This is a genomic window from Sphingomonas sp. GW821-FHT02B09, assembly GCF_059421875.1.
This window is the reverse complement of record NZ_JBWKVV010000001.1, coordinates 377,240-399,321: the sequence shown is the minus strand read 5'-3', so window position 1 is coordinate 399,321 and position 22,082 is coordinate 377,240. Positions and strand designations below refer to the sequence as shown.

The following is a 22,082-nucleotide window of genomic DNA, read 5'->3' as shown; positions in this document are numbered from 1 at the left end:
CAGTGCTCCCGCGCAAGCGGGAGCCCAGGAGTCACGAGCACCTTGGTTCGTTGCCCTGCTTGACCCTGGGTTCCCGCATCCGCGGGAACACTGGATTGGAAGTCGGCTTCGGCAAAGCCCCACGGGAGCACAAGCCCCGCCGCCCAAACCGCCGGCACCCCCGCGGATCACGCCGCGCGGAACATCTCCGGGGGCAGCGCCATCAGGCTCTCCGCGCCACCCTCGATCTTGCGGCGCAGCGCGCCCGCGTCGGGCGCGATCCGCTCGGCGAAGAAGCGGGCGGTGACCAGCTTGGCGTCGAGGAACGCCGGGTCGCCCTCGCCCGCAACCTTCAGCTCGGCGGCCGCCTTCGCCATGCGCAGCCACATCAGGCCGGTCGCCACGATCCCCATGAGATGCATGTACGGCACCGCGCCGGCGCCGACGTTCTCCGGGTTCTTCATGCCGTTCGCCATGAACCACATCGTCGCGGCCTGCAGCTCGCCGAGCGCCTTCTTGAGCGCGGTAGCGATCCCCGCCGTCGCTTCGACGGCTTCGGCCGCCGCGGTTTCCTCGGCGACGATCTTGAACAGCGCCTGCACCGCACGACCGCCCTTCAGCGCGAGCTTGCGGCCGACGAGGTCCATCGCCTGCACGCCGTTGGTGCCCTCGTAGATCATCGCGATCCGGGCATCGCGGACATATTGCTCCATGCCCCATTCGGCGATGTAGCCGTGGCCGCCATAGACCTGCTGCGCATTGGTCGCGACCTCATAGCCCTTGTCGGTACCGACGCCCTTGATGACCGGCGTGAGCAGGCCGATCAGGTCGCCCGCCATCTCGCGCTCGGCATCGGTGCCGGCATGATGCTCCAGATCGACCTGCAACGCACCCCACAGGCAGAGCGCACGCAGCCCCTCGGTCCACGCCTTGGCCTCCATCAGCATGCGGCGGATGTCGGGATGGACGAACAAGGTGTCCGCCTTTTCCTCGGGCTGCTTCGGCCCGGTCAGCGCACGGCCCTGACGACGATCCTCGGCGTACTGGACGGCATTCTGATAGGCGACCTCGGCGATGCCGAGCCCTTGCAGGCCGACGCCGAGCCGCGCCGCGTTCATCATGATGAACATCGCGGCGAGGCCCTTCATCTCCTCGCCGACCAGCCAGCCCTTGGCGCCGTCATAGTTCATCACGCAGGTCGAATTGGCGTGGATGCCCATCTTGTGCTCGATCGAGCCGCAGGTGACCGCGTTGCGCTCGCCGAGGCTGCCGTCGGCGTTGACCAGCACCTTGGGCACCACGAACAGCGAGATGCCCTTCGAACTGTCGGGCGCGCCCGGCGTCTTGGCCAGCACGAGATGGATGATGTTGTCGGTGAGGTCGTGCTCGCCCGCGGAGATGAAGATCTTGGTGCCGGTGATCGCATAGGAACCGTCCGCCTGCGGCTCCGCCTTGGTGCGGATCAGGCCGAGGTCGGTGCCGCATTGCGGCTCGGTGAGGTTCATCGTGCCGCCCCATTCGCCCGACACCATCTTGGGGACGTACATCTGCTGCTGCTCGGGGCTGCCCTTGGCGACCAAGGCGGCGATCGCGCCGTGGGTCAGGCCGGGATACATGGCGAAGGCCATGTTCGACGAGATCATATATTCCTGGAAGGCGATCGACACGACGTGCGGCATGCCCTGCCCGCCATATTCCGGCGCGTTGCCCAGCGTCGCCCAGCCGCTCTCGACGTACTGGTTATAGGCGTCCTTGAAGCCGGCGGGGGTGGTGACGCTGCCGTCCTCGTTCCGGGTGCAGCCTTCGAGATCGCCCGACTGGTTGAGCGGGAACAGCACCTCGGCGACGAAGCGGCCGCCCTCCTCCAGCACCGCCTCGACCACGTCGGGGGTGGCGGCGTCGAAGCCGGGCAGATTGGCGTATTCCTGCAGGCCGACGACATGCTCGAGGATGAAACGCGTGTCGCGGACGGGGGGCGTATACTGGGGCATCCGATTATCCTTGTGTGTCGGCGATATGGACGGCCTCGACGACCGCCACGAATTCGGTGAGTTCGGCGATCGCGGCGTCGATGTCGTGCTTCTGGCGTTCGAGCAGTTCGATCCGTGCGCGGCAGCGGTCGATCGATACCTGTCGCTGGAGACGGCGGCCGTCGTCGAGATCGTAGAGGTCGATCATCTCGCGGATCTCGCCGAGGCTGAAGCCGACGCGCTTGCCGCGCAGGATCCAGGCGAGCCGCGCGCGGTCGCGATGCGAGTAGATGCGCTGGGTACCGCGCCGCTCGGGCGCGATCAGCCCCTCGTCCTCATAGAAGCGCAGCGCCCGCGCGGTGACGCCGAACTCTTCGCACAGATCGGAAATCGTGAAGGAGTCGCGATCGTGGCGATGTTCGATCACGGCATAAGCGGGTGACGAGGCCATGGCCAATTCGTTACGTCACGTTTACGTCAACGTCAACCTACTCACCCGCACTGCATAGCCGTTTTCCAGACGGCGCGCGCAGCGTCGCCGCCTCGGCCACCGCGCCGCTGAGCCGCTCGACGGTCAGCGAATCGAGCGAGGCGCGGCCGGTGCAGTACCGATCGCAATCGGCGGGCATTGCGGCGGGGAAGACGATGCGTTCACCGTCGAAATGCGCATCGAAGCGGCAGGGGCCGAAGGCGACCGCGACGGTCTCGCCGCGCCGGCGGGCGGTGCCGGCAGCGGCGCAGCCCTGCCCCTCGCCGTAATCGATCAATGCGCCGATCCGGAAGAGGTCGCGGCCGGCGGGGACGATGCAGAGCCGGTCGGTGTCGGCGGCCCACGATCCGGCGAGGCCGGCGCGCGCGGGATCGCCGACGAGGCCGGCACGCAGCGCCGCGCGCTCCAACCGGCTGCCCGGCGTATCCTGCGGCGCCGGCGGCGGCGATCCGCAGCCGGCGAGCAGCAGCGCCGCGAGCAGCGCGCGCCTCATCCGATCGCCTGCAACCGATCGCCGTCGACGCGGCGGTAGAAACAGCTCGCCGCGCCGGTATGGCAGGCGGGCCCGGCGGGATCGGCGATGATCCACAGCGCATCCTGATCGCAGTCGATGCGCATCTCGACGACGCGCAGCACGTTGCCCGACGTCTCGCCCTTCTTCCACAGCCGCGCGCGGCTGCGCGACCAGAAGGTCGCCTCGCCGCTCGCCTGCGTCGCGGCGAGCGCCTCGGCATTCATGTGCGCGACCATCAGCAGCGCGCCGTCGCGGGTGGTGACGACCGCGGTGATCAGCCCGGCGGCGTCGTATTTGGGATCGAGGACGAGTTCGGTTTCGCGGGGATCGGCCATGCCAGCGTCTATAGCGGGTGCGGAGGCGGCGTCATCCTCCCGTGCATCCGCTGAAAAGCGCAACTATGTTGCCCTTCGGTTGCGCACGCGGCAAAGCTGCGCGCCAGATGGCAACCCACCCCTTCCGCATCGCCAATTTTCGCAGCTATTGGCTGTCGCGCCTGTCCGGCACGATCGCGCAGACCGCCTTGGCGATCGTCATCGGCTGGCAGGTCTATGGCCTCGCCCGCGAAACCATGGACGTGCGGCAGGCGGCGTTCCTGCTCGGCATGATCGGCGCGGCGCAGTTCGTGCCTTTGTTCCTGCTCACCCCCGTCACCGGCCTTGTCGCCGACAGCGTCGACCGGCGCTGGATCGTCCGCGCGACGACGGCGGTGATCGCGCTGGTCGCGGCGTTTCTCGGGGTGCTGACCTGGCTCGGCGAGCTGACGCTGCCGGCCTTGTTTTTCGCGGCAGTGGTGATCGGCGTCGTGCGTGCCTTCACCGGCCCGGCCTATTCGGCGCTCGCCCCCAATCTGGTGCCGCGCGAGAGCCTGCCGACCGCGATCGCGATCTCGTCGATCGCGTGGCAGGTCGGCTCGATCGCCGGGCCGAGCGTCGGCGGGCTGCTTTATGCGATCCATCCCGACGTCGCCTATGCGACGATCACCGGACTGTTCGTTCTGGCGCTGGCGACCATGTTCCTGATCGGCCCCGTGCCGCAACCGCCGGCGCAGACCGACAAACACCCGCTCACCCGCATCCTCGACGGTTTCCAGTACGTCCGCAACAACCGGCTGGTGCTCGCCACGATCACGCTCGACCTGTTCGTCGTGCTGCTCGCCGGCGCGACCGCGCTGCTGCCGATCTACGCACGCGATATCCTGCACGTCGGCGCGCAGGGGCTGGGCGTGCTCGCCGCCGGCATGGGGATCGGCGCGGCGGTGACCGCGGTATGGTTCTCGGTGCGGCCGATGGACAGCAACGTCGGCACCAAGATGCTGATCGCGGTGGTCGTCTTCGCCGTGGCGGTGCTGACCTTCGGCCTGTCGACCTCCTTCCCGCTCAGCCTCGCCGCGCTCATCGTCGCGGGCGGCGCCGACATGGTGTCGGTCTACGTCCGCCAGTCGCTGATCCAGCTTCACACGCCCGACGAGATGCGCGGCCGGGTGAGCGCGGTGTCGCAGCTCACCATCTCGGCATCGAACGAACTGGGCGAGGCGGAAAGCGGGCTGATGGCGTCGCTGCTCGGTCCGGTCGGCGCGGTCGCGTTCGGCGGGATCGCGGCGATCGTCGTCACGTTGCTCTGGGCGCGGCTGTTCCCCGAACTGCGCGCCGCACGGACCTTCGACCCGCCAGACATGTTACAGATCGAACCGCAGCACGGAGAAGCCAAGCCATGAAGGCCAACACCATCCTGGAAACGATCGGCAACACGCCGCACATCCGCGTCGCCAAGCTGTTTCCCGATTCGGAAGTCTGGATCAAATCCGAACGCTCCAATCCGGGCGGCTCGATCAAGGATCGCATCGCGCTGGCGATGATCGAGGCGGCGGAAGCCAATGGCGATCTCAAGCCCGGCGGCACGATCATCGAGCCGACCAGCGGCAACACCGGCGTCGGCCTGGCGATGGTCGCCGCGGTGAAGGGCTACAAGCTCGTCCTCGTCATGCCCGAATCGATGTCGCTCGAGCGGCGGCGGCTGATGCTCGCTTATGGCGCGACCTTCGACCTGACCCCGCGCGAGAAGGGGATGAAGGGGGCGATCGAGCGCGCGATCGAGCTGGTCCATGCGACGCCGGGCGCGTGGATGCCGCAGCAATTCGAAAACGGCGCCAACATCGATGTCCACACCCGCACGACGGCGCAGGAGATCCTCAACGATTTCCGCGACTCGCCGATCGACGTCATCATCACCGGCGTCGGCACCGGCGGCCATATCACCGGCGTCGCCGAGACGCTGAAGAAGCATTGGCCGAACCTCAAGGTCTTCGCGGTCGAACCCGCCGCCTCGCCGGTCATCGCCGGCGGCCAGCCGGGGCCGCATCCGATCCAGGGGATCGGCGCCGGCTTCATCCCGCGCAACCTGCACACGCAGGCGCTCGACGGGGTGATCGAGGTCGACGCCGCGGTCGCCAAGGACATGGCGCGCCGCTCGGCGACCGAAGAGGGTATCCTCGTTGGTATCTCGTCGGGTGCGACGCTCGCCGCGATCCTCCAGAAGCTGCCCGATCTGCCGGACGGCGTCCGCGTGCTCGGCTTCAACTATGACACGGGCGAGCGCTATCTGTCGGTGCCGGACTTCCTGCCCGAACAGTGACGGTTCCTTCCCAAGCGCGCAGCCCGATGTGGCTGCGCGCGGTGCTGGCGGCGACTGCGATCGTCGCGGTCGCCGTCCCCGCCCTCGTCGTCACCCATCCGCCCGCGATGCCGCAGCCGCACAAGCGTGTCGTGCTGCAACGGCGGGTCGTGCCGCCCGCCGAACTGCCGCCGGTCGAACCGGTGACGTTCATCGATCTGACGCCGGAGGACGCCAAGGCGTTCAACGCCGGCGTACCCTTCTCCGATTTGCCCAATCCGGCGGCGCGGCCGTTCCGCTTCGCCGGCGGCGCGGAGGATCGCGCGCGGGCGACCGACTGTATGGCGGCGGGCGTGCTCTACGAGGCGGGCGACGATACCGAAGGCGAGCGCGCGGTCGCGCAGGTGGTGCTCAACCGGCTGCGCCATCCCGCCTTCCCCAAGACCGTCTGCGGCGTGATCTTCGAGGGGCAGGAGCGCAGCACAGGCTGCCAGTTCAGCTTCGCCTGCGACCATGCGCTGACCCGCTGGACGCCGACCGCCGACGCCTGGCGGCGGGCACGCGAGGTGGCGACGATGGCGCTGGGCGGCGCGGTCTATCGCCCGGTCGGCTATGCGACGCATTACCACACCGACTGGGTGGTGCCCTATTGGCAGGCGAGCCTCGACAAGGTCGTCGCGGTGCACAGCCATCTGTTCTTCCGCTGGACCGGCTGGTGGGGGACGCCGCCCGCGTTCAACCGGCAGGTGAGTTCGAGCGAGCCGGTGATCGCGCAGCTCGCGCCGATCTCCGACGCGCACAAGATGGGCGGCGCGCTCGCCGAGGCGGATGCGGCATTGCTCGAGGCGTCGGCGGCACTCGGACTGATCGCGCCGGACGGCGTGGCGGGCGAGACGGCGCCGTTCACCGCCTCGGCGGCCGATGGCGACAGTTTTTTCGTGACCTTGCCGTGGGGGGTACAGCCCGAATTGTATCCGACGATCGCCGCCAAGGCGTGCGGCGACCGCAAGGCGTGCCGCTTCTCGGCGTGGAGCGACGCGGCAAAGACGCCGATCGCCGCGCCCCTGACCGCCGATCAGGTCGCGGCGATGGCGTTCAGCTATATCCGCGACCGCGATGCCGGGCTGGAGAGGACGCTATGGAATTGCGCCAAATACCCGCGGCCCGACCGGCGGCAGTGCATGAAGCAGCAGGTGTTGCTGACCGTCGTGCCGGTCGCGGCAGCGACGCCGACGCTGACGCCCGTCGCAGCGCCGTTAGCGGAGCTGGGCGGCGTACGGCGCAAGGGGGATACGATAGCCCGCGGTATCGAGGTGCAGGAAGCCACCGGCGCAAAACGGCCAGCGTCCGCCTTCCCGTCGGCTTCGTCTTCCGCGCGTCGCCTTCCGATGACGAGCGAGCGGTAAGCGCCGTCGACGTCCTGCCAGCCACCCCGTCACCCCGGACTTGTTCCGGGGTCCACTCCGCGGCGAGGGGCGCGGCTTGAGGGGATATCGTTCCCCGTCGGCCCGGTGGATCCCGGAACAAGTCCGGGGTGACAGGTGGTTGACGCGCCGTTCCGCGCCACGACGCTTATTTATGCCCGCGGATCGCCTTCACCAGCGCCGCCTTGTCCATCTTCGAACGGCCCTCGATGCCGATCTCGCGTGCTTCCTTCAGCAGGTCGGCCTTGCTGCGCTCCTCCAGCGTGCCGCCGGGATGGTCGAGCGTGTCGGCCGCCTTCGCATTGGCGATCCGCGCCGCCTTCTCCTTGGAATTGCCCTGTTTCAGCAGTTCCTCGTAGAGCGCGTCATCCTTGATCTGCGCGCCGTGGTCCTTGGCCATCACCCTCTCCTTCCGCGCCCGAAACGCGCATCGCGACAATCGGTTCGTTTTGCGAATTACAAATACGCGACAAACGCGGAATGCGCTCCTATATGGCCACCCGCACGATGTGAGCCCCCGCCACCATGCTGACGACCCATCCGTTTGAAGACGACAAGCTGCGCGAAGAGTGCGGCGTATTTGGTGTATCCGGCAGCGACAGCGCCGCGGCGCTCGTTGCGCTCGGTCTGCACGCGCTGCAGCACCGCGGCCAGGAGGCGGCTGGCATCAGCAGCTTCGACGGCCATCACTTCCACACCCATCGCGCGATGGGCCATGTCGCCGGCAATTTCGACCGCGACGACGTGATCCGCGCGCTGCCCGGCGATTATGCGGTCGGCCACGTCCGCTATTCGACGACCGGCGAGACGGCGCTGCGCAACGTCCAGCCGCTCTATGCCGAACTCGCCAGCGGCGGCTTCGCCGTCGCGCATAACGGCAATATTTCCAACGCGATGAAGCTGCGACGCGAGCTGATCCGGCGCGGCTCGATCTTCCAGTCGACCAGCGACACCGAGACGATCATCCATCTCGTCGCGACCTCCAACTATCGCACCCTGCTCGACCGCTTCATCGATGCGCTCAAGCAGATCGAAGGCGCCTACAGCCTCGTCGTGATGACACCCGAGGGGATGATCGCCTGCCGCGACCCGCTCGGCATCCGGCCGCTGGTGATGGGCAAGCTCGACGGCGCGGTGATCTTCGCCTCCGAAACGGTGGCGCTCGACGTCTGCGGCGCGACCTTCGAACGGCAGGTCGAGCCGGGCGAGCTGGTGATCGTCCAGAACGGCGAGATTCGGTCGATTCGCCCGTTCGCGCCGATGGCGCCGCGGCCGTGCATCTTCGAATGGGTCTATTTCAGCCGCCCCGATTCGATCGCCGGCGACCAGTCGGTCTATACGGTGCGCAAGGAGATCGGCGCACAGCTCGCGATCGAGACGCCGGTCGAGGCCGACCTCGTCATTCCGGTGCCCGATTCGGGCGTGCCGGCGGCGATCGGCTATGCGCAGCAATCGGGCATTCCGTTCGAGCTCGGCATCATCCGCTCGCATTACGTCGGCCGCACCTTCATCCAGCCGGGCGACAAGGTCCGCCACCTCGGCGTCAAGCTCAAGCACAACGCGAATCGCGCGCTAATCAAGGGCAAACGGATCATCCTCGTCGACGATTCGATCGTCCGCGGCACCACCAGCCTCAAGATCGTGCAGATGATGCGCGATGCCGGCGCGGCCGAGGTGCATATGCGCATCGCCAGCCCGCCGACGCGGCATAGCTGCTTCTACGGCGTCGACACGCCCGAGCGTGCCAAATTGCTCGCCGCCAAGCTCGACCTCGGCGGGATGACCGACTTTATCCATGCCGACAGCCTGTCGTTCGTCTCGATCGACGGTCTCTACAAGGCGCTCGGCGAGGCGAAGCGCGCCGACATCCGGCCGAAATATTGCGACGCCTGCTTCACCGGCGACTATCCGACGACGCTGACCGACCAGGATGACAGCGTCGCGGTCGACCAGTTCGCGATGCTGGCGGAGCGGGTCAACTAAGGCATGGCCAGACCGCTTGCGAATCAACTCGCGCTGGTCACCGGCGCGAGCCGCGGCATCGGCGCCGCCACCGCGATCGCGCTGGGTGCGGCGGGCGCGCATGTCGTGCTGACCGCGCGCACCGCCAAGGATCTGGAGGCGGTCGAGGAAACGATCTTCGACGCCGGCGGCTCGGCGACGATCGCACCGCTCGACCTGACGCAGACCGACAGTATCGCGCGGCTCGCCGCGGCGGTCGGGGAGCGCTGGCAGGCGCTCGACGTGCTGGTGCTCAATGCGGCGATGCTCGGCAGCCTCGCCGCGGTGCCGGCGATCGACGCCAAGGAACTGGCGCAGGTGCTGACGCTCAACGTCAGCGCGCAGGTGGCGATGATCCAGGCGTTCGACCCGATGCTGCGCAAGGCGGCGGCGGGCAAGGTGATCGGGCTGACCTCCAGCGTCGGTCGCAATCCGCGTGCCTATTGGGGAGCCTATGGCGCGTCGAAGGCGGCGTTCGAGACGATGCTCGGCGCCTATGGCGACGAGACCGCCGACATCAGCCAGATCCGCACCGCGATCGTCGACCCCGGCGCGACCCGGACCAGGATGCGCGCGCGCGCCTATCCGGGCGAGGCGCCCGAGTCGGTCAAGCCGCCCGAGACGGTGGCGGACCGGATCGTCGCGCTGGCCGTGGCGGGCTTCGAGGCCGGACACCGCGAACGCGTGGGGTGACCCCAAGTCCTCCCCCGCAAGGGGGAGGTGGCAGGCCGAAGGCCTGACGGAGGGGGAGGATACGGTAAGGTCCGTATTCGTGGAAACGCCCCCTCCACCATTCGCTTCGCGAACGGTCCCCCTCCCCCGCTAAAGCGAGGGAGGAATTAGGTACGCTTCATCAGCGTCACCTGCGCGACGTCGATGCCGCGGCCGCGGAAGCCGCCCTCGCAATACATCAGATAATAGCGCCACAGATCGCGGAAGCGCGCGTCGAGCCGTTCGGGCAGGCGGCCGGCCTTGTCGGCATTCTCAAACCGCTCGCGCCAATGGCGTAGCGTCTGGGCGTAATCGAGGCCGAAGCTATAGGGGGCGGTCCACGCCAGTCCCCGCGCCTCGCATAGCGTGCGAAAGCGGCTTTCGGACAGCAGCATGCCGCCGGGGAAGATGTAGCGCTGGATGAAATCGACGCTGGCCGCATAGCGGTCGAACACGTCGTCGGCGATGCTGATATATTGCAGCGCCGCGCGCCCGCCAGGCTTGAGCACCCGCGCCAGCGTGTCGCAATAGGCCGGCCAGTAATCCTGGCCGACCGCCTCGACCATCTCGATGCTCGCCACCGCGTCGAACTGGCCCGTGACGTCGCGATAGTCGGTCAGGGCTACCGTCACCCCCGGCAGGTTCCGCGCATCGACCGCCGCCTTCTGCTCGGTCGAGAGCGTCAGCGCATGGACGCGCCGCCCGCCCGCCGCCGCGGTCGCGGCGAACGAACCCCAGCCGCAGCCGATCTCGAGGATCGTGTCGCCCGGCGCGGTGCCGGTGCGGTCGAGGATCGCGGCGAGCTTGCGGTCCTGCGCGCGCTCGAGCGTGTCACCGCTCGCAAAGATCCCGCTCGAATAGGTCAGGCTGGCATCGAGCCATTCGCGATAGAAATCGTTCCCGAGGTCGTAATGGTCGGCGATGTTACGACGCGAACCCTGCTTGTCGTTGCGACGAAGGCGGTGCCACAGGCGTAGCAACAGCTTCGATCCGCCGCCGGCTCGCGCGACGTCGGCAAGCTCGACCCGATTGCGCATGAAGAGATCGAATAGCGGCACCGGGTCGGGGCTCGACCAGTCGCCGTCGCGCCACGCGCGATACCAGCCGACCGAACCGCCCGTCGCCAGCCGGACCAGCGCGCGCCAGCGGTGAAGGGTGACGATCGGCACCGGCCCCGGCTTGCGTCCGCCGAGCAGCCGGTGGGTGCCGTCGGGCAGCCGCGCCTCGATCCCGCCGCTCGCCAGCCCGGCGTCGATCCGGTCGAGAAAGCGGTGGAAGATCGGGGCGAGCGCGCGTATCTGAAATGTGTCCGCAGCCATGTCGCGGGCGCTCATGCCGCAGCTTGGCCGATCAGGAAAGGGTCAGCGCGCCGCAACCGCCTCGCCGAGCGTCAGGATCGCGGCGACATGCCGTCGCGCGATCTCCAGCGCGTCGTCGCCATAGCCGCCGCCGACGGTGCTCGCGAGCGGGATGCCGCGGGTCAGCCGCGCGATCAGCCGCTCGCGCCGCGCCAGTCCGTCGAGCGTCAGCGACAGCCGCCCGAGCCGGTCGCCGGCGAAGGGATCGACGCCCGCCTGATACAGGATCAGCTGTGGCCGATGCTCGGCGAGGAAGGGCGTGAGCGTTGCCGCCAGCGTCGCCAGATAGGCGTCGTCGCCGACCCCGTCGGCCAGTGCCACGTCGAGCGTCGAACGCGCCTTGCGCGCCGGGAAGTTCTTTTCGGCATGGATCGAATAGGTCGCGATCTCCGGCCGCCCGGCGAGCAGCGCGGCGGTGCCGTCGCCCTGATGGACGTCGCAATCGACCACCGCCAGCCGGTCGACCGTCCCCTCCTCGATCAGCCGCACCGCGGCGAGTGCGAGGTCGTTGAACACGCAATAGCCTGCGCCGGTGTCGGCGAGCGCATGATGGCTGCCGCCCGCGGTGTTTGCCGCGAAGCCGTAATCGAGCGCGAGATGCGCCGCCAGCCACGTGCCCCCCGGCACCGCCTGCGCGCGCGCCGCGACCTCGGGCGTGATCGGGAAGCCGATCCGTCGGGTCTTTAGATACGGCACGTCGGCGGCCAGCACCTCGGCGACGTAGCCGGGGTCGTGCACCGCCTCCAGCCAATGCAGCGGCATCGGTTCGGGGGCGTGCCACGCCACCCGCGGCCCCTCGGCCAGCAGGAGGTCACGGATCAGGCCGTTCTTGTTCCAGCGGTAGGTGGAGCGCGACGGCGCCGGCGCGACATAGGCGGGATGATGGACGATCGGGATCACGCCCGGTAGTTGGGGATGCGGTGGCCGTTCCCCAAGCCGCCTGCGGAGTGACGCATGACCGATACGCCCCCTGACGTCCGGAGTTTCCTCGACTATCTCAACGCCTTGCCCGGACCGGCGCGGCACGCGATGCCGCCCGCCGAGGCGCGCGAGGCGTTCCGCGCGACTCGCGCGCTCGCCGATCTGCCGGTCGGTGAGCCGGCGGCGGCCGGCCGATGAGCAACGACGCCAACGCCCGCCTGCCCTACCGTCCTTGCGCCGGCGTCATGCTGGTCAACCGCGACGGCAAGGTCTTCGTCGGCCAGCGCATCGATACGATCCTGGAGGCATGGCAGATGCCGCAGGGCGGGATCGATCCCGGCGAGGACGCCTATGCGGCGGCGGTCCGCGAGCTCGGCGAGGAGACGGGGATTTCGCCCGACAAGGTCGAATTGGTCGCCGAGGCACCGGACGACTTCTTCTACGACCTGCCCGACGACATGGTCGGCAAGGTGTGGAAGGGCAAATGGCGCGGCCAGCGCCAGCGCTGGTTCCTGTTCCGCTTCCTCGGCGAGGATGCTGACGTGCGGATCGACACGCCGCACCCCGAATTCCGCGCCTGGCGATGGAGTGATCCGGACGACCTGCCGACGCTGATCGTGCCGTTCAAACGCAATCTTTATACGGCCGTGCTCGCCGCGTTCCGGCCTCGGCTCGGCGCAGACCAAACGGGGTGAGCGGATTTTGGGGGTTTCCTCTACGGACTCAACGGGTAGAGCGCGCGATGTGCGCGCTACCCTGCTGTCCCCGATCCTCGTTCTGATCCTCGCCCCGCTGCTGCTCGCCAACGCGCCGGCGGATGGCGAGCCGGACGACAGCAAGGTGCCGATCCCCGCCGCGATCCGCTCGATGCTCGATGCGGCGATCGAGAGCGGCAACGACGGCGACGTGTCGGTGGTGGTCAAATATGCCCGGCTCGCCGATCCGGCGAGCGCCGATGCGGTGCTGGCGATCGCGCAGAAATGGCGCAGCGACCGCGCGCAGGCGCGGCAGACGACGATCCGGCAGGCGAGCATGTTCGACCTGTGGAGCGGCCGCGCCGAACTCGGCGGCTACATCACCACCGGCAACACCGACAGCAAGGGCGGTTCGGCGGTGCTCGACCTGACCCGCGAAGGCCTGCAATGGCGGCACAAGTTCCACATCCAGGCGGATTATCAGGAAAACGCCGGAATCACGACGCGCGAACATTATCTCGCCAGCTACGAGCCGAACTACAAGATCAAGGATCGCGTCTACCTCTACGGCGCCGCGCAATATGAGGAGGACCGGTTCCTCGGCTTCTATCACCGCTATTCCGCCTCGACCGGCGTCGGCTACAGCGCGATCAAGACCTCGGCGATCCGGCTCGACATCGAGCTCGGCCCGGCGTTCCGCCAGACGGCGTTCACCGACCAGACCGACCAGAGCAACATCGCCGGTCGCGGCACCCTGGCGTTCAACTGGCGGCTGCTGCCCGGCCTGTCGGTGACGCAGAACGCGTCGGCCTACGTGCAAAGCTCGAATTCGACGCTGAGCGGCACGACCTCGGTCAACGCCAAGCTGATCGGGCCGCTGTCGGCGGCGCTGTCGTACAACGTCCAATATGAAAGCATGCCGCCGGTGGGGTCGCTGTCGACGGACACGACCAGCCGCGCGTCGCTGGTATACAGCTTCTAGGCTCACGCGCAGCGGCCGGTTCCCCCCGCCGCGTCCATCGGCTAACGTCCCCGGATGAGAGGATTGCCGGACGACGAAGACGCACTGGTCGCGACGATCGACCAGGCCGCGATGCTGGATCAGGTCGAGCGCTGGGCGGCGGTAAACAGCGGGACGCGCCATCTCGCCGGGGTCGGGCGGATGGCGGCGCTGCTCGCCGACGCCTTCGCGGTGCTGCCGGGGGAGATCATGCTGGTCGAACCCGAACCGGCCGAAGCGGTCGCCGCCGACGGCAGCGTCGCGGGCATCGCCCACGGCCGCCACCTCCACCTGCGGGTGCGGCCCGACGCGCCGGTGCAGATGCTGTTCACCGGCCATATGGATACCGTCTATCCCGCCGATCATCCTTTCCAGACGCTGACCCGCCGCGCCGACGGCACGATCAACGGCCCCGGCACGGCCGATATGAAGGGCGGCCTCGCGGTAATGCTCGCGGCGCTCCGGGCGGTCGAGGCGGCGGGCGCGGCGCAGCTCGGATATGAGGTGGTGATCAACTCCGACGAGGAGACCGGATCGTTGTCCTCGGCCGCGTTGCTGGCGCGGGCCGCGCGCGGCAAGGTCGCGGCGCTGACCTACGAACCGGCGCTGCCCGACGGAACGCTTGCCGGTGCGCGCGGCGGCACGGGCAATTTCTCGATCGTGGTGCGCGGACGCAGCGCGCACGCCGGCCGCAATCCCGAAGACGGCCGCAACGCGATCGTCGCCGCCGCGGCGCTGGCGGTGCGGCTCGCCGAGGCGCACGCACCGGGCCTCGCGGTCAATCCGGCGCGGATCGACGGCGGCGGCCCGAACAACGTCGTCCCCGATCTCGCCGTGCTGCGCGTCAACTTCCGCCCCGCCGCCGCCGCCGAGATCGCCCGCGCCCGCGCCGCGATCGACGCAGCGGTCGCAGAGGTCGCCGCGGCGCATGACGTCGCGATCGCGGTCCATGGCGGCTTCAACCGCCCGCCCAAGCCGCTCGACACCGGCGCGGAGGCGCTGTTCGGGCTCGTCGCCGCCGTCGGTGCCGATCTCGGCATTCCGATCGCGTGGCGCGCCACCGGTGGGGTGTGCGACGGCAACAACATCGCCGCCGCCGGCGTCCCCGTCGTCGACACGATGGGCGTGCGCGGCGGGGCGATCCATTCGTCGGACGAGTTCATGATCGTCGACAGCCTCGCCGAGCGGGCGGCGCTGTCGGCGCTCACCATCCACCGCATCCTGCGAAAGGGGCATGCATGACCTTCCGGATCAGGGCGGCGCGTGCCGACGACCTGCAGCATCTCTACGAAATGGCCAAGCTGACCGGCGGCGGCTTCACCAATTTGCCACCCGACCGCACCGCGCTGCGCGGCAAGCTCGAGCGCGCCGGCGCCGCCTTCGCGCGGCAGGACGGCGCGGTCACCGACGAATTGTTCGTGCTGATGCTGGAGAATGTCGCGACCGGCGAGGTGCGCGGCACCTGCCAGCTGTTCACGCAAGTCGGGCAGCAGCATCCCTTCTACAGCTACCGCCTCGGCACGCTGACCCAGCACAGCAAGGAGCTGGCGCGCACCTTCCGTGCCGAGATGCTGGCGCTGACCACCGATCTGGAAGGATCGTGCGAGGTCGGCGGGCTGTTCCTCCACCCCGGCGAACGCGCCGGCGGGCTTGGCCTGCTGCTCGCGCGCAGCCGCTATCTGTTCATCCGCGCGCACCGCGCCCGCTTCGCCGGCCGTATCCTCGCCGAATTGCGCGGGGTGATCGACGAGGCGGGCGGCTCGCCGTTCTGGGACGGGCTGGCGGGGCGGTTCTTCGGGATGAACTTCCAGGACGCCGATCAATTCAACGCGATCAACGGCCATCAGATGATCGCCGACCTGATGCCCAAACACCCCATCTATACCGCAATGCTGTCCGAGGCGGCGCGGTCGGCGATCGGCCTGCCGCATCCCAGCGGTCGCGCGGCGATGCGGATGCTGGAGAACGAAGGCTTCAGCTACGAACATTATGTCGACATCTTCGACGGCGGCCCGACGATGACCGCGCGGACCGACCGGGTGAAGACGATCGAACAGGCACGCGAGCGGCGGATCGTCACGATCGACGACGTCGACGGCGACGAATCCCTGATCTCGGTCGGCCGGCTGGCGGACTTCCGATGCGCTTATGGGATGATCCGCCACGATGACGGCGGCATCGCCCTGTCGCGCGACTGCGCGGAGGCGCTCGGCGTCGGTCCCGGCGATGACGTGTTGCAGGTGCCGCGGTGGTGATCGAGATCAATTTCGACGGCATCGTCGGCCCCAGCCACAATTATGCCGGCCTTTCGCCGGGCAATCTCGCCGCGACCGCGCATGCCGGGCAGCTGTCGCAGCCGCGCGCGGCGGCGTTGCAGGGGCTCGACAAGATGCGCGCCAATCTCGCGCTCGGGCTGACGCAGGGCGTGCTGCTGCCGCACCGGCGGCCGGACCGGGCGTGGCTCGATGCGCTGTCGACCCGCTACGAAGACGCGCCGCCGTTGTTGCAGGCGCAAGCCATGTCCGCCTCGGCGATGTGGGCCGCCAATGCCGCGACCGTTTCGCCGGCGCCGGATACGGCGGACGGCCGCTGCCATCTCACCGTCGCCAATCTTATGACGATGCCGCATCGCAGTCACGAATGGCCCGAGACGCTGGCGCAGCTCCGCACCGCCTTTGCGAAAGACGCCTTCGCCGTCCACGGGCCGATCCCCGCCCCGTTCGGCGACGAGGGCGCGGCCAACCACATGCGGCTCGCCGCGGCGCATGATGCGCCGGGGGTCGAGCTGTTCGTCTACACCGTCGCTGGCGGCCATTTCCCGGCCCGGCAGCACCTGCAGGCGAGCGCCGCGATCGCGCGCGCGCATCGGCTCGATCCGGCACGGACGCTGTTCGTCCAGCAGTCGGAGGAGGCGGTCGCCGCCGGTGCCTTCCACAACGACGTCGTCGCGGTCGCCAACGAACGCGTGCTGTTCGCGCACGAGCGCGCCTTCGCCGACAAGGACCGGCTCTACGCCGACCTGCGCCGCCTGCTGCCCGAAGTCGAGATCGTCGAGGTGCCGGAGAGCGAGGTCAGCCTCGCCGACGCGATCGCCTCCTATCTGTTCAATGCGCAGCTCGTGACGACCGCGCACGGGCCGACGCTGGTCGTGCCGATGGAGGCCAGGGCCAATAGCGCGGTCTGGGGCTGGCTCGAACGCCATCGGGCCGGCAACGGCCCGATCCGCCGGGTCGAGACGGTCGACGTCACCCAGTCGATGGCCAATGGCGGCGGTCCCGCCTGCCTGCGCCTGCGCGTCGTCGGCGATCCCGCGACGATCGATCCGCGCTTCCTCGTCGATGCGGCGAAGCTCGATGCGATCGGCGCGATCGTCCGCCGCTGGTGGCCCGAGACGATCGACCCCGACGCACTCGGCGACGCCGCCCTCATCCGGGACATCGAAACCGCGCACGGCCGGCTGCGGGGGGCGCTGAACCTGTCGGGTTAGCTGAACCTGTCGGGTTAATTGACAATTAACCTAACGCCGCCCGCGGCAAATCGCGGTTTTCCGCCACTGGCCCGCTGCTTGCGTGGGGCAGCGCATGTGGACACGGATCAAACGCCTCTTCACCATCAAGACGAAATTCGAGGCGTTCCTCGTCATCTATGGGCTCGGCCTCGGCGCGGTCGAGCGCGGCATCCATTATCTCCAGCAATATTCGGGCTATGGCGGTTGGTTGCTGTTCGCCTGCTGTCCGATCGCGGTGTTCATGGTCGGCGGCGTGCTGCTCGATTCGGTCGAGCGGCGGCAGTCGGACTAGGGCCGCCCGATAGGATAAGTTCGTCGCTTCGTCGCGCAGGATGCTTATCTGGACGCTGATGAGCGGGCTAACCCATTTACAACGGCTTGAAGCCGAAAGCATCCACATCATGCGCGAAGTCGTCGCCGAGGCGGAACGGCCGGTGATGCTCTATTCGGTCGGCAAGGATTCGGCGGTCATGCTGCATCTTGCGCGCAAGGCCTTCTTCCCCGCACGCCCCCCCTTCCCGCTGCTGCACGTCGATACGACGTGGAAATTCCGCGCGATGTACGACCTGCGCGACAAGGCCGCGGCGAATGCCGGGATGGAACTGATCGTCCACACCAATCCCGATGCGGTCGCCGCGGGGATCAACCCCTTCGATCACGGCAGCCGCCACACCGATCTGTGGAAGACCGAGGGGCTCAAACAGGCGCTGAAGGCGGGCGGCTACGACGTCGCCTTCGGCGGCGCGCGCCGCGACGAAGAGAAGAGCCGCGCCAAGGAGCGGATCTTCTCGTTCCGCTCGGCGAGCCAGGGCTGGGACCCCAAGGCGCAGCGACCCGAATTGTGGAGCCTCTACAATGCGCGCATCCACCGCGGCGAGAGCATCCGGGTGTTCCCGCTGTCGAACTGGACCGAGCTCGATATCTGGCAATATATCCTCGATCAGGAGATCGAGATCGTGCCGCTGTATTTCGCCGCGCCGCGCCCGACGGTGGAGCGCGATGGCATGCTGCTGATGGTCGACGACGATCGCTTTCGGCTGCATCCCGGGGAAGTGCCGGTCGAACGCTCGATCCGCTTCCGCACGCTTGGCTGCTATCCGCTGACCGGGGCGGTGGAGAGCGCGGCGGCGACCCTGCCCGACGTGATCCAGGAGATGCTGCTCACCACCACCTCCGAACGGCAGGGCCGCGCGATCGACCACGATCAGGCCGCCAGCATGGAGAAGAAGAAGCGCGAGGGGTATTTCTGATGACCGCCTATACGCCCGACGCGCTGATCGCCGCGGACATCCATGCCTATCTCGACGGCCACGCGCATAAGTCGATGCTGCGCTTCATCACCTGCGGGTCGGTGGACGACGGCAAGTCGACGCTGATCGGCCGGCTGCTCTACGATTCGAAGACGATCTTCGAGGATCAGCTCAGCCAGCTCGAGGCGGACAGCAAGCGGCTCGGCACGCAGGGGCAGAATATCGATTTCGCCCTGCTCGTCGACGGGCTTGCCGCCGAGCGCGAGCAGGGCATCACGATCGACGTCGCCTATCGCTTCTTCGCCCCCGACAGGCGCAAGTTCATCGTCGCCGACACGCCCGGCCACGAACAATATACCCGCAACATGGTGACCGGCGCCTCGACCGCCGACCTCGCGGTGATCCTGATCGACGCGCGCAAGGGCGTGCTGACCCAGACGCGGCGCCATTCCTTCCTCGCCCATCTGATCGGCATCCGCCACATCGTGCTTGCGGTGAACAAGATGGATCTGGTCGATCACGATCAGAAGCGGTTCGAGCAGATCGTTGCCGATTACGAAGCGTTCGCGGACAGTATCGGCATCGCCGGCTTCACCGCCATCCCGCTCTCCGGCCTGACCGGCGCCAACATACTGGCGCGCTCCGACGCCATGCCCTGGTACGAGGGGCCGGCGCTGCTGCCGCATCTCGAGACCGTGCCGATCGAGGCCGATCGGACGACCGCCGCACCGTTCCGGCTGCCGGTCCAATGGGTCAACCGGCCCGATCTCGATTTCCGCGGCTTCGCCGGCACGATCGCCGCCGGCCGCATCCGCACCGGCGATCCCATCCGGATCGTCCCGTCGGGCAAGACGAGCAAGGTCGCGCGGATCGTCACCTATGACGGCGATCGCGACACGGCCGGCGCCGGCGAAGCGGTGACGCTGGTGCTCGCCGACGAGGTCGATTGCTCGCGCGGCGACGTGATCGCCGCCGCCGAGGCGCCGCCCGAGGCCGCCAACCAGTTCGAGGCGACGCTCGTCTGGCTCGCCGATACCGCGCTCGTTCCCGGTCGCGGCTATTGGCTCAAGCTCGGCACCCGCACCGTCGGCGCCACGGTGCAGCCGCCCGCGCATGTCGTCGACGTCAACACGCAGGCGCATCTTTCGGCCAAGACGCTGGCGCTCAACGATATCGGCGTGGCGGAGGTGTTCACCGACGCGCCGCTGGTCTTCCAGCCCTATGCCGACAGCCACGAGCTGGGCGGCTTCATCCTGATCGATCGCGAGACCAATGCGACGGTCGCCGCCGGGATGATCCACCACGCGCTGCGCCGCGCGCAGAACGTCCATTGGCAATCGGTCGACATCACCCGCGAGGCGCATGCCCGGCAGAAGGGCCAGTCGCCGCGGCTGCTGTGGTTCACCGGCCTGTCGGGATCGGGCAAGTCGACGATCGCCAATCTGGTCGAGAAGAAGCTGCATGCGCTCGGCCGCCACAGCTTCCTGCTCGACGGCGACAACGTCCGCCACGGGCTCAACAAGGATCTCGGCTTCAGCGATGCCGACCGGATCGAGAACATCCGCCGCGTTGGCGAGGTCGCCAAACTGATGACCGATGCCGGGCTGATCGTGCTGACCGCCTTCATCTCGCCGTTCCGTGCCGAGCGCGATCTGGTGCGCGGTTTGCTGCCCGCCGGCGAGTTCGTCGAGATCTTCGTCGACACGCCGCTGGCGGAGGCGGAGGCGCGCGACCCCAAGGGCCTCTACGCCAAGGCGCGGGCCGGTGAGATCGCGCATTTCACCGGTATCTCCAGCCCCTACGAACCGCCGGAGCGGCCCGATATCCATATCGACACGCGTCGCGAAAGCGCCGAGGCTGCCGCCGAACGGATCGTCGAGCATGTGCTCGGCGTGTGGAGTTTCGAACTGTGACGGCTGCGGCCACCGACGTCGAACTGGCGCGCAGCGTCGCCGTAGAGGCCGGCGCGCTGCTGCTCGCGATCCGCGACCGTGGCGACGCGCACGGCAAGGCGCTCGGCGACGCCGGCGATCGCGAGGCGAACACGCTGATCCTCGATCGCCTGCGCGCCGCGCGTCCCGACGACTTCATCCTGTCGGAGGAATCGATCGACGACCGCGCCCGCTGTGCGGCGGAGCGGGTATGGATCGTCGACCCGCTCGACGGCACCCGCGACTATGCGGAGGGGCTCGACGATTGGGCGGTGCACATCGGCCTCGCGATCGGCGGCCGTCCGACGGTGGGCGCGGTGGCGGTGCCGACCACCGGCCGCGTCTACACCACCGCCGAGGCGCGCTGCACGCACCTGCGCAGCGCCGCCGCCCCGCGCATGGTGGTCAGCCGCACCCGCATGACCGACATGGTCGCGCGGGTCAGCGAGGCGCTGGCGACGACACGGGTCGGCATGGGGTCGGCGGGGGTCAAGGCGATGGCGGTGGTCGACGGCCGCGCCGATATCTACCTGCACGATGGCGGCCAGTATGAATGGGACAATTGCGCGCCCGCCGCGGTGGCGCTGGCGGCGGGCCTCCATGCCTCGCGCATCGACGGCAGCCCACTGGTCTACAATTGCGCCAATCCGCTGCTCCCCGACCTGCTGATCTGCCGCCCTGAACTGGCGGATCAGGTGCTGGCGGCGGTCGCTGCGGCTACGCGCTGACCTCCGCTTCGTTGACGCCCGCCGCATCGGCATAGCGCCGCGCGATCACCGCGCAGGCGATCAGCTGGAGCTGGTGGAACAGCATCACCGGCAACAGCACCGCGCCGACCTGCGCCGCGGGAAACAGCACGCCCGCCATCGGCACGCCGGCGGCGAGGCTCTTCTTGGAGCCGCAGAACAGCAGCACGATTGCATCCTCGCGGGGCAAGCCGAGCAGCCGCCCGGCCAGCCAGGTGAACGCCAGCACCGCGGCGAGCAGCACCGAACAGAAGAGGCCGATCAGCATCAGGTCCTCCGGGGATACGCGGTGCCACAGGCCCTCGACCACCGCCGCCCCGAAGGCGCTGTAGACGACGAGCAGGATCGAGCCGCGATCGACGATCATCAGCACCCGCTTCTGCCGCGCGACGAAGCCGCCGATCCACGGCCGCAGTAGATGGCCGGCGACGAACGGGAGCAGCAACTGCGCGACGATCGCCTCGACCGCCGACAGCGAAACGCCGCTCCCCTGCCCGCCGACGCCGCTGCCGATCAGCAGCGCGACCAGCGCCGGGGTCAGCACGATGCCGACCAGATTGGAGAAGGAGGCGCTGCACACCGCCGCGGCGACGTTGCCGCGCGCGATCGCGGTGAAGGCGATCGACGATTGCACCGTCGACGGGAGCAAGGTGAGGAACAGCATCCCCGTCGCCACCGCGCCGGTGAGACCGGGCAACCGGCCGAGCGCGAGGCCGAACAGCGGGAAGACGAGGAAGGTGGTGGCGACGACGGTGAGATGCAGTCGCCAGTTGCGCGCCCCCTCCCAGATCGCGGCGCGTGACAATTTGGCGCCGTGCAGGAAGAAGAGCAGCACGATGCCGACATCCGCGGCGCCGGCGACGATATCCGCATAGACCCCTCGCGCCGGCACCAGACTGGCGATCACCACCGTGCCGAGCAGCATCAGGATGAAGGGTTCGAAGAAGGAGAGGATCGCGCGCAGCATGGCC

The 22,082-nt window shown here is 68.6% G+C and carries 23 protein-coding genes; 15 read left to right on the top strand and 8 right to left on the bottom strand.

Annotation, left to right across the window (positions count from 1 at the left end):
• Window positions 1–167 precede the first annotated feature (167 nt).
• The 4 genes from AC07U4_RS01845 to hisI are packed head-to-tail and all read right to left on the bottom strand — an operon-like array spanning window position 168 to window position 3,288.
• The gene (locus AC07U4_RS01845; protein WP_495194232.1) at window positions 168–1,970 is read right to left on the bottom strand and encodes an acyl-CoA dehydrogenase C-terminal domain-containing protein; all 1,803 of its coding nucleotides are present in this window, start codon (window positions 1,968–1,970) and stop codon (window positions 168–170) included.
• 4 nt (window positions 1,971–1,974) lie between these two features.
• Window positions 1,975–2,400: a MerR family transcriptional regulator gene (locus AC07U4_RS01840; RefSeq protein WP_038659092.1), complete on the bottom strand. Its 426-nt coding sequence runs from the start codon at window positions 2,398–2,400 to the stop codon at window positions 1,975–1,977.
• A 37-nt stretch (window positions 2,401–2,437) separates the two neighbouring features.
• Complete coding sequence (locus tag AC07U4_RS01835) at window positions 2,438–2,932, bottom strand: hypothetical protein (protein WP_495194231.1); 495 nt, start codon at window positions 2,930–2,932, stop codon at window positions 2,438–2,440.
• Window positions 2,929–3,288, bottom strand: a complete 360-nt coding sequence (gene hisI, locus AC07U4_RS01830; protein WP_038659086.1) for a phosphoribosyl-AMP cyclohydrolase — start codon at window positions 3,286–3,288, stop codon at window positions 2,929–2,931. Before hisI ends, AC07U4_RS01835 begins: the two co-directional genes overlap by 4 nt.
• Window positions 3,289–3,395: 107 nt before the next feature.
• Between hisI and AC07U4_RS01825 the strand changes: the two genes are divergently transcribed.
• The 3 genes from AC07U4_RS01825 to AC07U4_RS01815 are packed head-to-tail and all read left to right on the top strand — an operon-like array spanning window position 3,396 to window position 6,972.
• Entirely contained in the window at window positions 3,396–4,670 is a 1,275-nt protein-coding gene (locus tag AC07U4_RS01825; RefSeq protein WP_038659083.1) for an MFS transporter, read from the top strand.
• Window positions 4,667–5,587 (top strand): cysteine synthase A, encoded by a 921-nt coding sequence (gene cysK, locus AC07U4_RS01820; protein ID WP_038659080.1) that lies wholly within the window; start codon window positions 4,667–4,669, stop codon window positions 5,585–5,587. Before AC07U4_RS01825 ends, cysK begins: the two co-directional genes overlap by 4 nt.
• Window positions 5,588–5,613: 26 nt before the next feature.
• Window positions 5,614–6,972, top strand: coding sequence for a cell wall hydrolase (locus tag AC07U4_RS01815; RefSeq protein ID WP_495194995.1), 1,359 nt, complete (start codon window positions 5,614–5,616; stop codon window positions 6,970–6,972).
• Between the two features lie 166 nt (window positions 6,973–7,138).
• Here AC07U4_RS01815 and AC07U4_RS01810 read toward each other — a convergent pair whose 3' ends face one another.
• Window positions 7,139–7,390 carry a DUF7218 family protein gene (locus tag AC07U4_RS01810; protein WP_495194230.1) on the bottom strand — a complete coding sequence of 84 codons (252 nt, stop codon included), beginning with the start codon at window positions 7,388–7,390 and terminating at the stop codon, window positions 7,139–7,141.
• A gap of 125 nt (window positions 7,391–7,515) precedes the next feature.
• Here AC07U4_RS01810 and purF point away from each other — a divergent pair, with 125 nt between their 5' ends.
• Together purF and AC07U4_RS01800 are read left to right on the top strand one after the other, a co-directional pair.
• Window positions 7,516–8,973 carry an amidophosphoribosyltransferase gene (gene purF, locus AC07U4_RS01805; protein WP_038659073.1) on the top strand — a complete coding sequence of 486 codons (1,458 nt, stop codon included), beginning with the start codon at window positions 7,516–7,518 and terminating at the stop codon, window positions 8,971–8,973.
• A 3-nt stretch (window positions 8,974–8,976) separates the two neighbouring features.
• Window positions 8,977–9,684 carry an SDR family NAD(P)-dependent oxidoreductase gene (locus tag AC07U4_RS01800; RefSeq protein WP_495194229.1) on the top strand — a complete coding sequence of 236 codons (708 nt, stop codon included), beginning with the start codon at window positions 8,977–8,979 and terminating at the stop codon, window positions 9,682–9,684.
• A 146-nt stretch (window positions 9,685–9,830) separates the two neighbouring features.
• Here AC07U4_RS01800 and AC07U4_RS01795 read toward each other — a convergent pair whose 3' ends face one another.
• Window positions 9,831–11,036 (bottom strand): class I SAM-dependent methyltransferase, encoded by a 1,206-nt coding sequence (locus tag AC07U4_RS01795; protein WP_495194228.1) that lies wholly within the window; start codon window positions 11,034–11,036, stop codon window positions 9,831–9,833.
• A 27-nt stretch (window positions 11,037–11,063) separates the two neighbouring features.
• On the bottom strand, window positions 11,064–11,960 hold the full coding sequence (locus AC07U4_RS01790) for a histone deacetylase family protein (protein ID WP_495194227.1): 897 nt from the start codon (window positions 11,958–11,960) through the stop codon (window positions 11,064–11,066).
• Window positions 11,961–12,014: 54 nt separating this feature from the next.
• Between AC07U4_RS01790 and AC07U4_RS01785 the strand changes: the two genes are divergently transcribed.
• The 10 genes from AC07U4_RS01785 to AC07U4_RS01740 all read left to right on the top strand — a co-directional run bounded on the left by AC07U4_RS01785 (window position 12,015) and on the right by AC07U4_RS01740 (window position 21,093).
• Window positions 12,015–12,179, top strand: a complete 165-nt coding sequence (locus tag AC07U4_RS01785; RefSeq protein ID WP_156143762.1) for a hypothetical protein — start codon at window positions 12,015–12,017, stop codon at window positions 12,177–12,179.
• Window positions 12,176–12,676 carry an RNA pyrophosphohydrolase gene (locus tag AC07U4_RS01780; protein WP_495194226.1) on the top strand — a complete coding sequence of 167 codons (501 nt, stop codon included), beginning with the start codon at window positions 12,176–12,178 and terminating at the stop codon, window positions 12,674–12,676. The genes AC07U4_RS01785 and AC07U4_RS01780 overlap by 4 nt, the downstream gene beginning before the upstream one ends.
• Window positions 12,677–12,725: 49 nt before the next feature.
• The gene (locus AC07U4_RS01775) at window positions 12,726–13,658 is read left to right on the top strand and encodes a DUF481 domain-containing protein (RefSeq protein ID WP_495194225.1); all 933 of its coding nucleotides are present in this window, start codon (window positions 12,726–12,728) and stop codon (window positions 13,656–13,658) included.
• 54 nt (window positions 13,659–13,712) lie between these two features.
• A complete protein-coding gene (locus AC07U4_RS01770; RefSeq protein WP_495194224.1) occupies window positions 13,713–14,918 on the top strand; it encodes a hydrolase in 1,206 nt (401 codons plus the stop codon).
• Entirely contained in the window at window positions 14,915–15,931 is a 1,017-nt protein-coding gene (locus AC07U4_RS01765) for an arginine N-succinyltransferase (RefSeq protein ID WP_495194223.1), read from the top strand. The genes AC07U4_RS01770 and AC07U4_RS01765 overlap by 4 nt, the downstream gene beginning before the upstream one ends.
• On the top strand, window positions 15,925–17,163 hold the full coding sequence (locus AC07U4_RS01760) for an N-succinylarginine dihydrolase (protein ID WP_495194222.1): 1,239 nt from the start codon (window positions 15,925–15,927) through the stop codon (window positions 17,161–17,163). Before AC07U4_RS01765 ends, AC07U4_RS01760 begins: the two co-directional genes overlap by 7 nt.
• A 94-nt stretch (window positions 17,164–17,257) precedes the next feature.
• Entirely contained in the window at window positions 17,258–17,476 is a 219-nt protein-coding gene (locus AC07U4_RS01755; RefSeq protein WP_495194221.1) for a hypothetical protein, read from the top strand.
• A gap of 58 nt (window positions 17,477–17,534) precedes the next feature.
• The gene (cysD, locus tag AC07U4_RS01750; protein WP_495194220.1) at window positions 17,535–18,434 is read left to right on the top strand and encodes a sulfate adenylyltransferase subunit CysD; all 900 of its coding nucleotides are present in this window, start codon (window positions 17,535–17,537) and stop codon (window positions 18,432–18,434) included.
• Window positions 18,434–20,347, top strand: coding sequence for a sulfate adenylyltransferase subunit CysN (cysN, locus tag AC07U4_RS01745; protein ID WP_495194219.1), 1,914 nt, complete (start codon window positions 18,434–18,436; stop codon window positions 20,345–20,347). Before cysD ends, cysN begins: the two co-directional genes overlap by 1 nt.
• Window positions 20,344–21,093, top strand: a complete 750-nt coding sequence (locus tag AC07U4_RS01740; protein WP_038659040.1) for a 3'(2'),5'-bisphosphate nucleotidase CysQ — start codon at window positions 20,344–20,346, stop codon at window positions 21,091–21,093. The genes cysN and AC07U4_RS01740 overlap by 4 nt, the downstream gene beginning before the upstream one ends.
• Here the strand turns inward: AC07U4_RS01740 and AC07U4_RS01735 are convergent.
• A complete protein-coding gene (locus tag AC07U4_RS01735) occupies window positions 21,083–22,078 on the bottom strand; it encodes a bile acid:sodium symporter family protein (RefSeq protein ID WP_495194218.1) in 996 nt (331 codons plus the stop codon). The genes AC07U4_RS01740 and AC07U4_RS01735 overlap by 11 nt on opposite strands.
• Between the last annotated feature and the right edge of the window lie 4 nt (window positions 22,079–22,082).

Coding starts and splice junctions, on each gene's coding strand:
- AC07U4_RS01845 (WP_495194232.1), bottom strand. CDS start 1,970: ATGCCCCAGTATACGCCCCCCGTCCGCGACACGCGTTTCATCCTCGAG.
- AC07U4_RS01840 (WP_038659092.1), bottom strand. CDS start 2,400: ATGGCCTCGTCACCCGCTTATGCCGTGATCGAACATCGCCACGATCGC.
- AC07U4_RS01835 (WP_495194231.1), bottom strand. CDS start 2,932: ATGAGGCGCGCGCTGCTCGCGGCGCTGCTGCTCGCCGGCTGCGGATCG.
- hisI (WP_038659086.1), bottom strand. CDS start 3,288: ATGGCCGATCCCCGCGAAACCGAACTCGTCCTCGATCCCAAATACGAC.
- AC07U4_RS01825 (WP_038659083.1), top strand. CDS start 3,396: ATGGCAACCCACCCCTTCCGCATCGCCAATTTTCGCAGCTATTGGCTG.
- cysK (WP_038659080.1), top strand. CDS start 4,667: ATGAAGGCCAACACCATCCTGGAAACGATCGGCAACACGCCGCACATC.
- AC07U4_RS01815 (WP_495194995.1), top strand. CDS start 5,614: ATGTGGCTGCGCGCGGTGCTGGCGGCGACTGCGATCGTCGCGGTCGCC.
- AC07U4_RS01810 (WP_495194230.1), bottom strand. CDS start 7,390: ATGGCCAAGGACCACGGCGCGCAGATCAAGGATGACGCGCTCTACGAG.
- purF (WP_038659073.1), top strand. CDS start 7,516: ATGCTGACGACCCATCCGTTTGAAGACGACAAGCTGCGCGAAGAGTGC.
- AC07U4_RS01800 (WP_495194229.1), top strand. CDS start 8,977: ATGGCCAGACCGCTTGCGAATCAACTCGCGCTGGTCACCGGCGCGAGC.
- AC07U4_RS01795 (WP_495194228.1), bottom strand. CDS start 11,036: ATGAGCGCCCGCGACATGGCTGCGGACACATTTCAGATACGCGCGCTC.
- AC07U4_RS01785 (WP_156143762.1), top strand. CDS start 12,015: ATGACCGATACGCCCCCTGACGTCCGGAGTTTCCTCGACTATCTCAAC.
- AC07U4_RS01780 (WP_495194226.1), top strand. CDS start 12,176: ATGAGCAACGACGCCAACGCCCGCCTGCCCTACCGTCCTTGCGCCGGC.
- AC07U4_RS01770 (WP_495194224.1), top strand. CDS start 13,713: ATGAGAGGATTGCCGGACGACGAAGACGCACTGGTCGCGACGATCGAC.
- AC07U4_RS01765 (WP_495194223.1), top strand. CDS start 14,915: ATGACCTTCCGGATCAGGGCGGCGCGTGCCGACGACCTGCAGCATCTC.
- AC07U4_RS01755 (WP_495194221.1), top strand. CDS start 17,258: ATGTGGACACGGATCAAACGCCTCTTCACCATCAAGACGAAATTCGAG.
- cysD (WP_495194220.1), top strand. CDS start 17,535: ATGAGCGGGCTAACCCATTTACAACGGCTTGAAGCCGAAAGCATCCAC.
- cysN (WP_495194219.1), top strand. CDS start 18,434: ATGACCGCCTATACGCCCGACGCGCTGATCGCCGCGGACATCCATGCC.
- AC07U4_RS01735 (WP_495194218.1), bottom strand. CDS start 22,078: ATGCTGCGCGCGATCCTCTCCTTCTTCGAACCCTTCATCCTGATGCTG.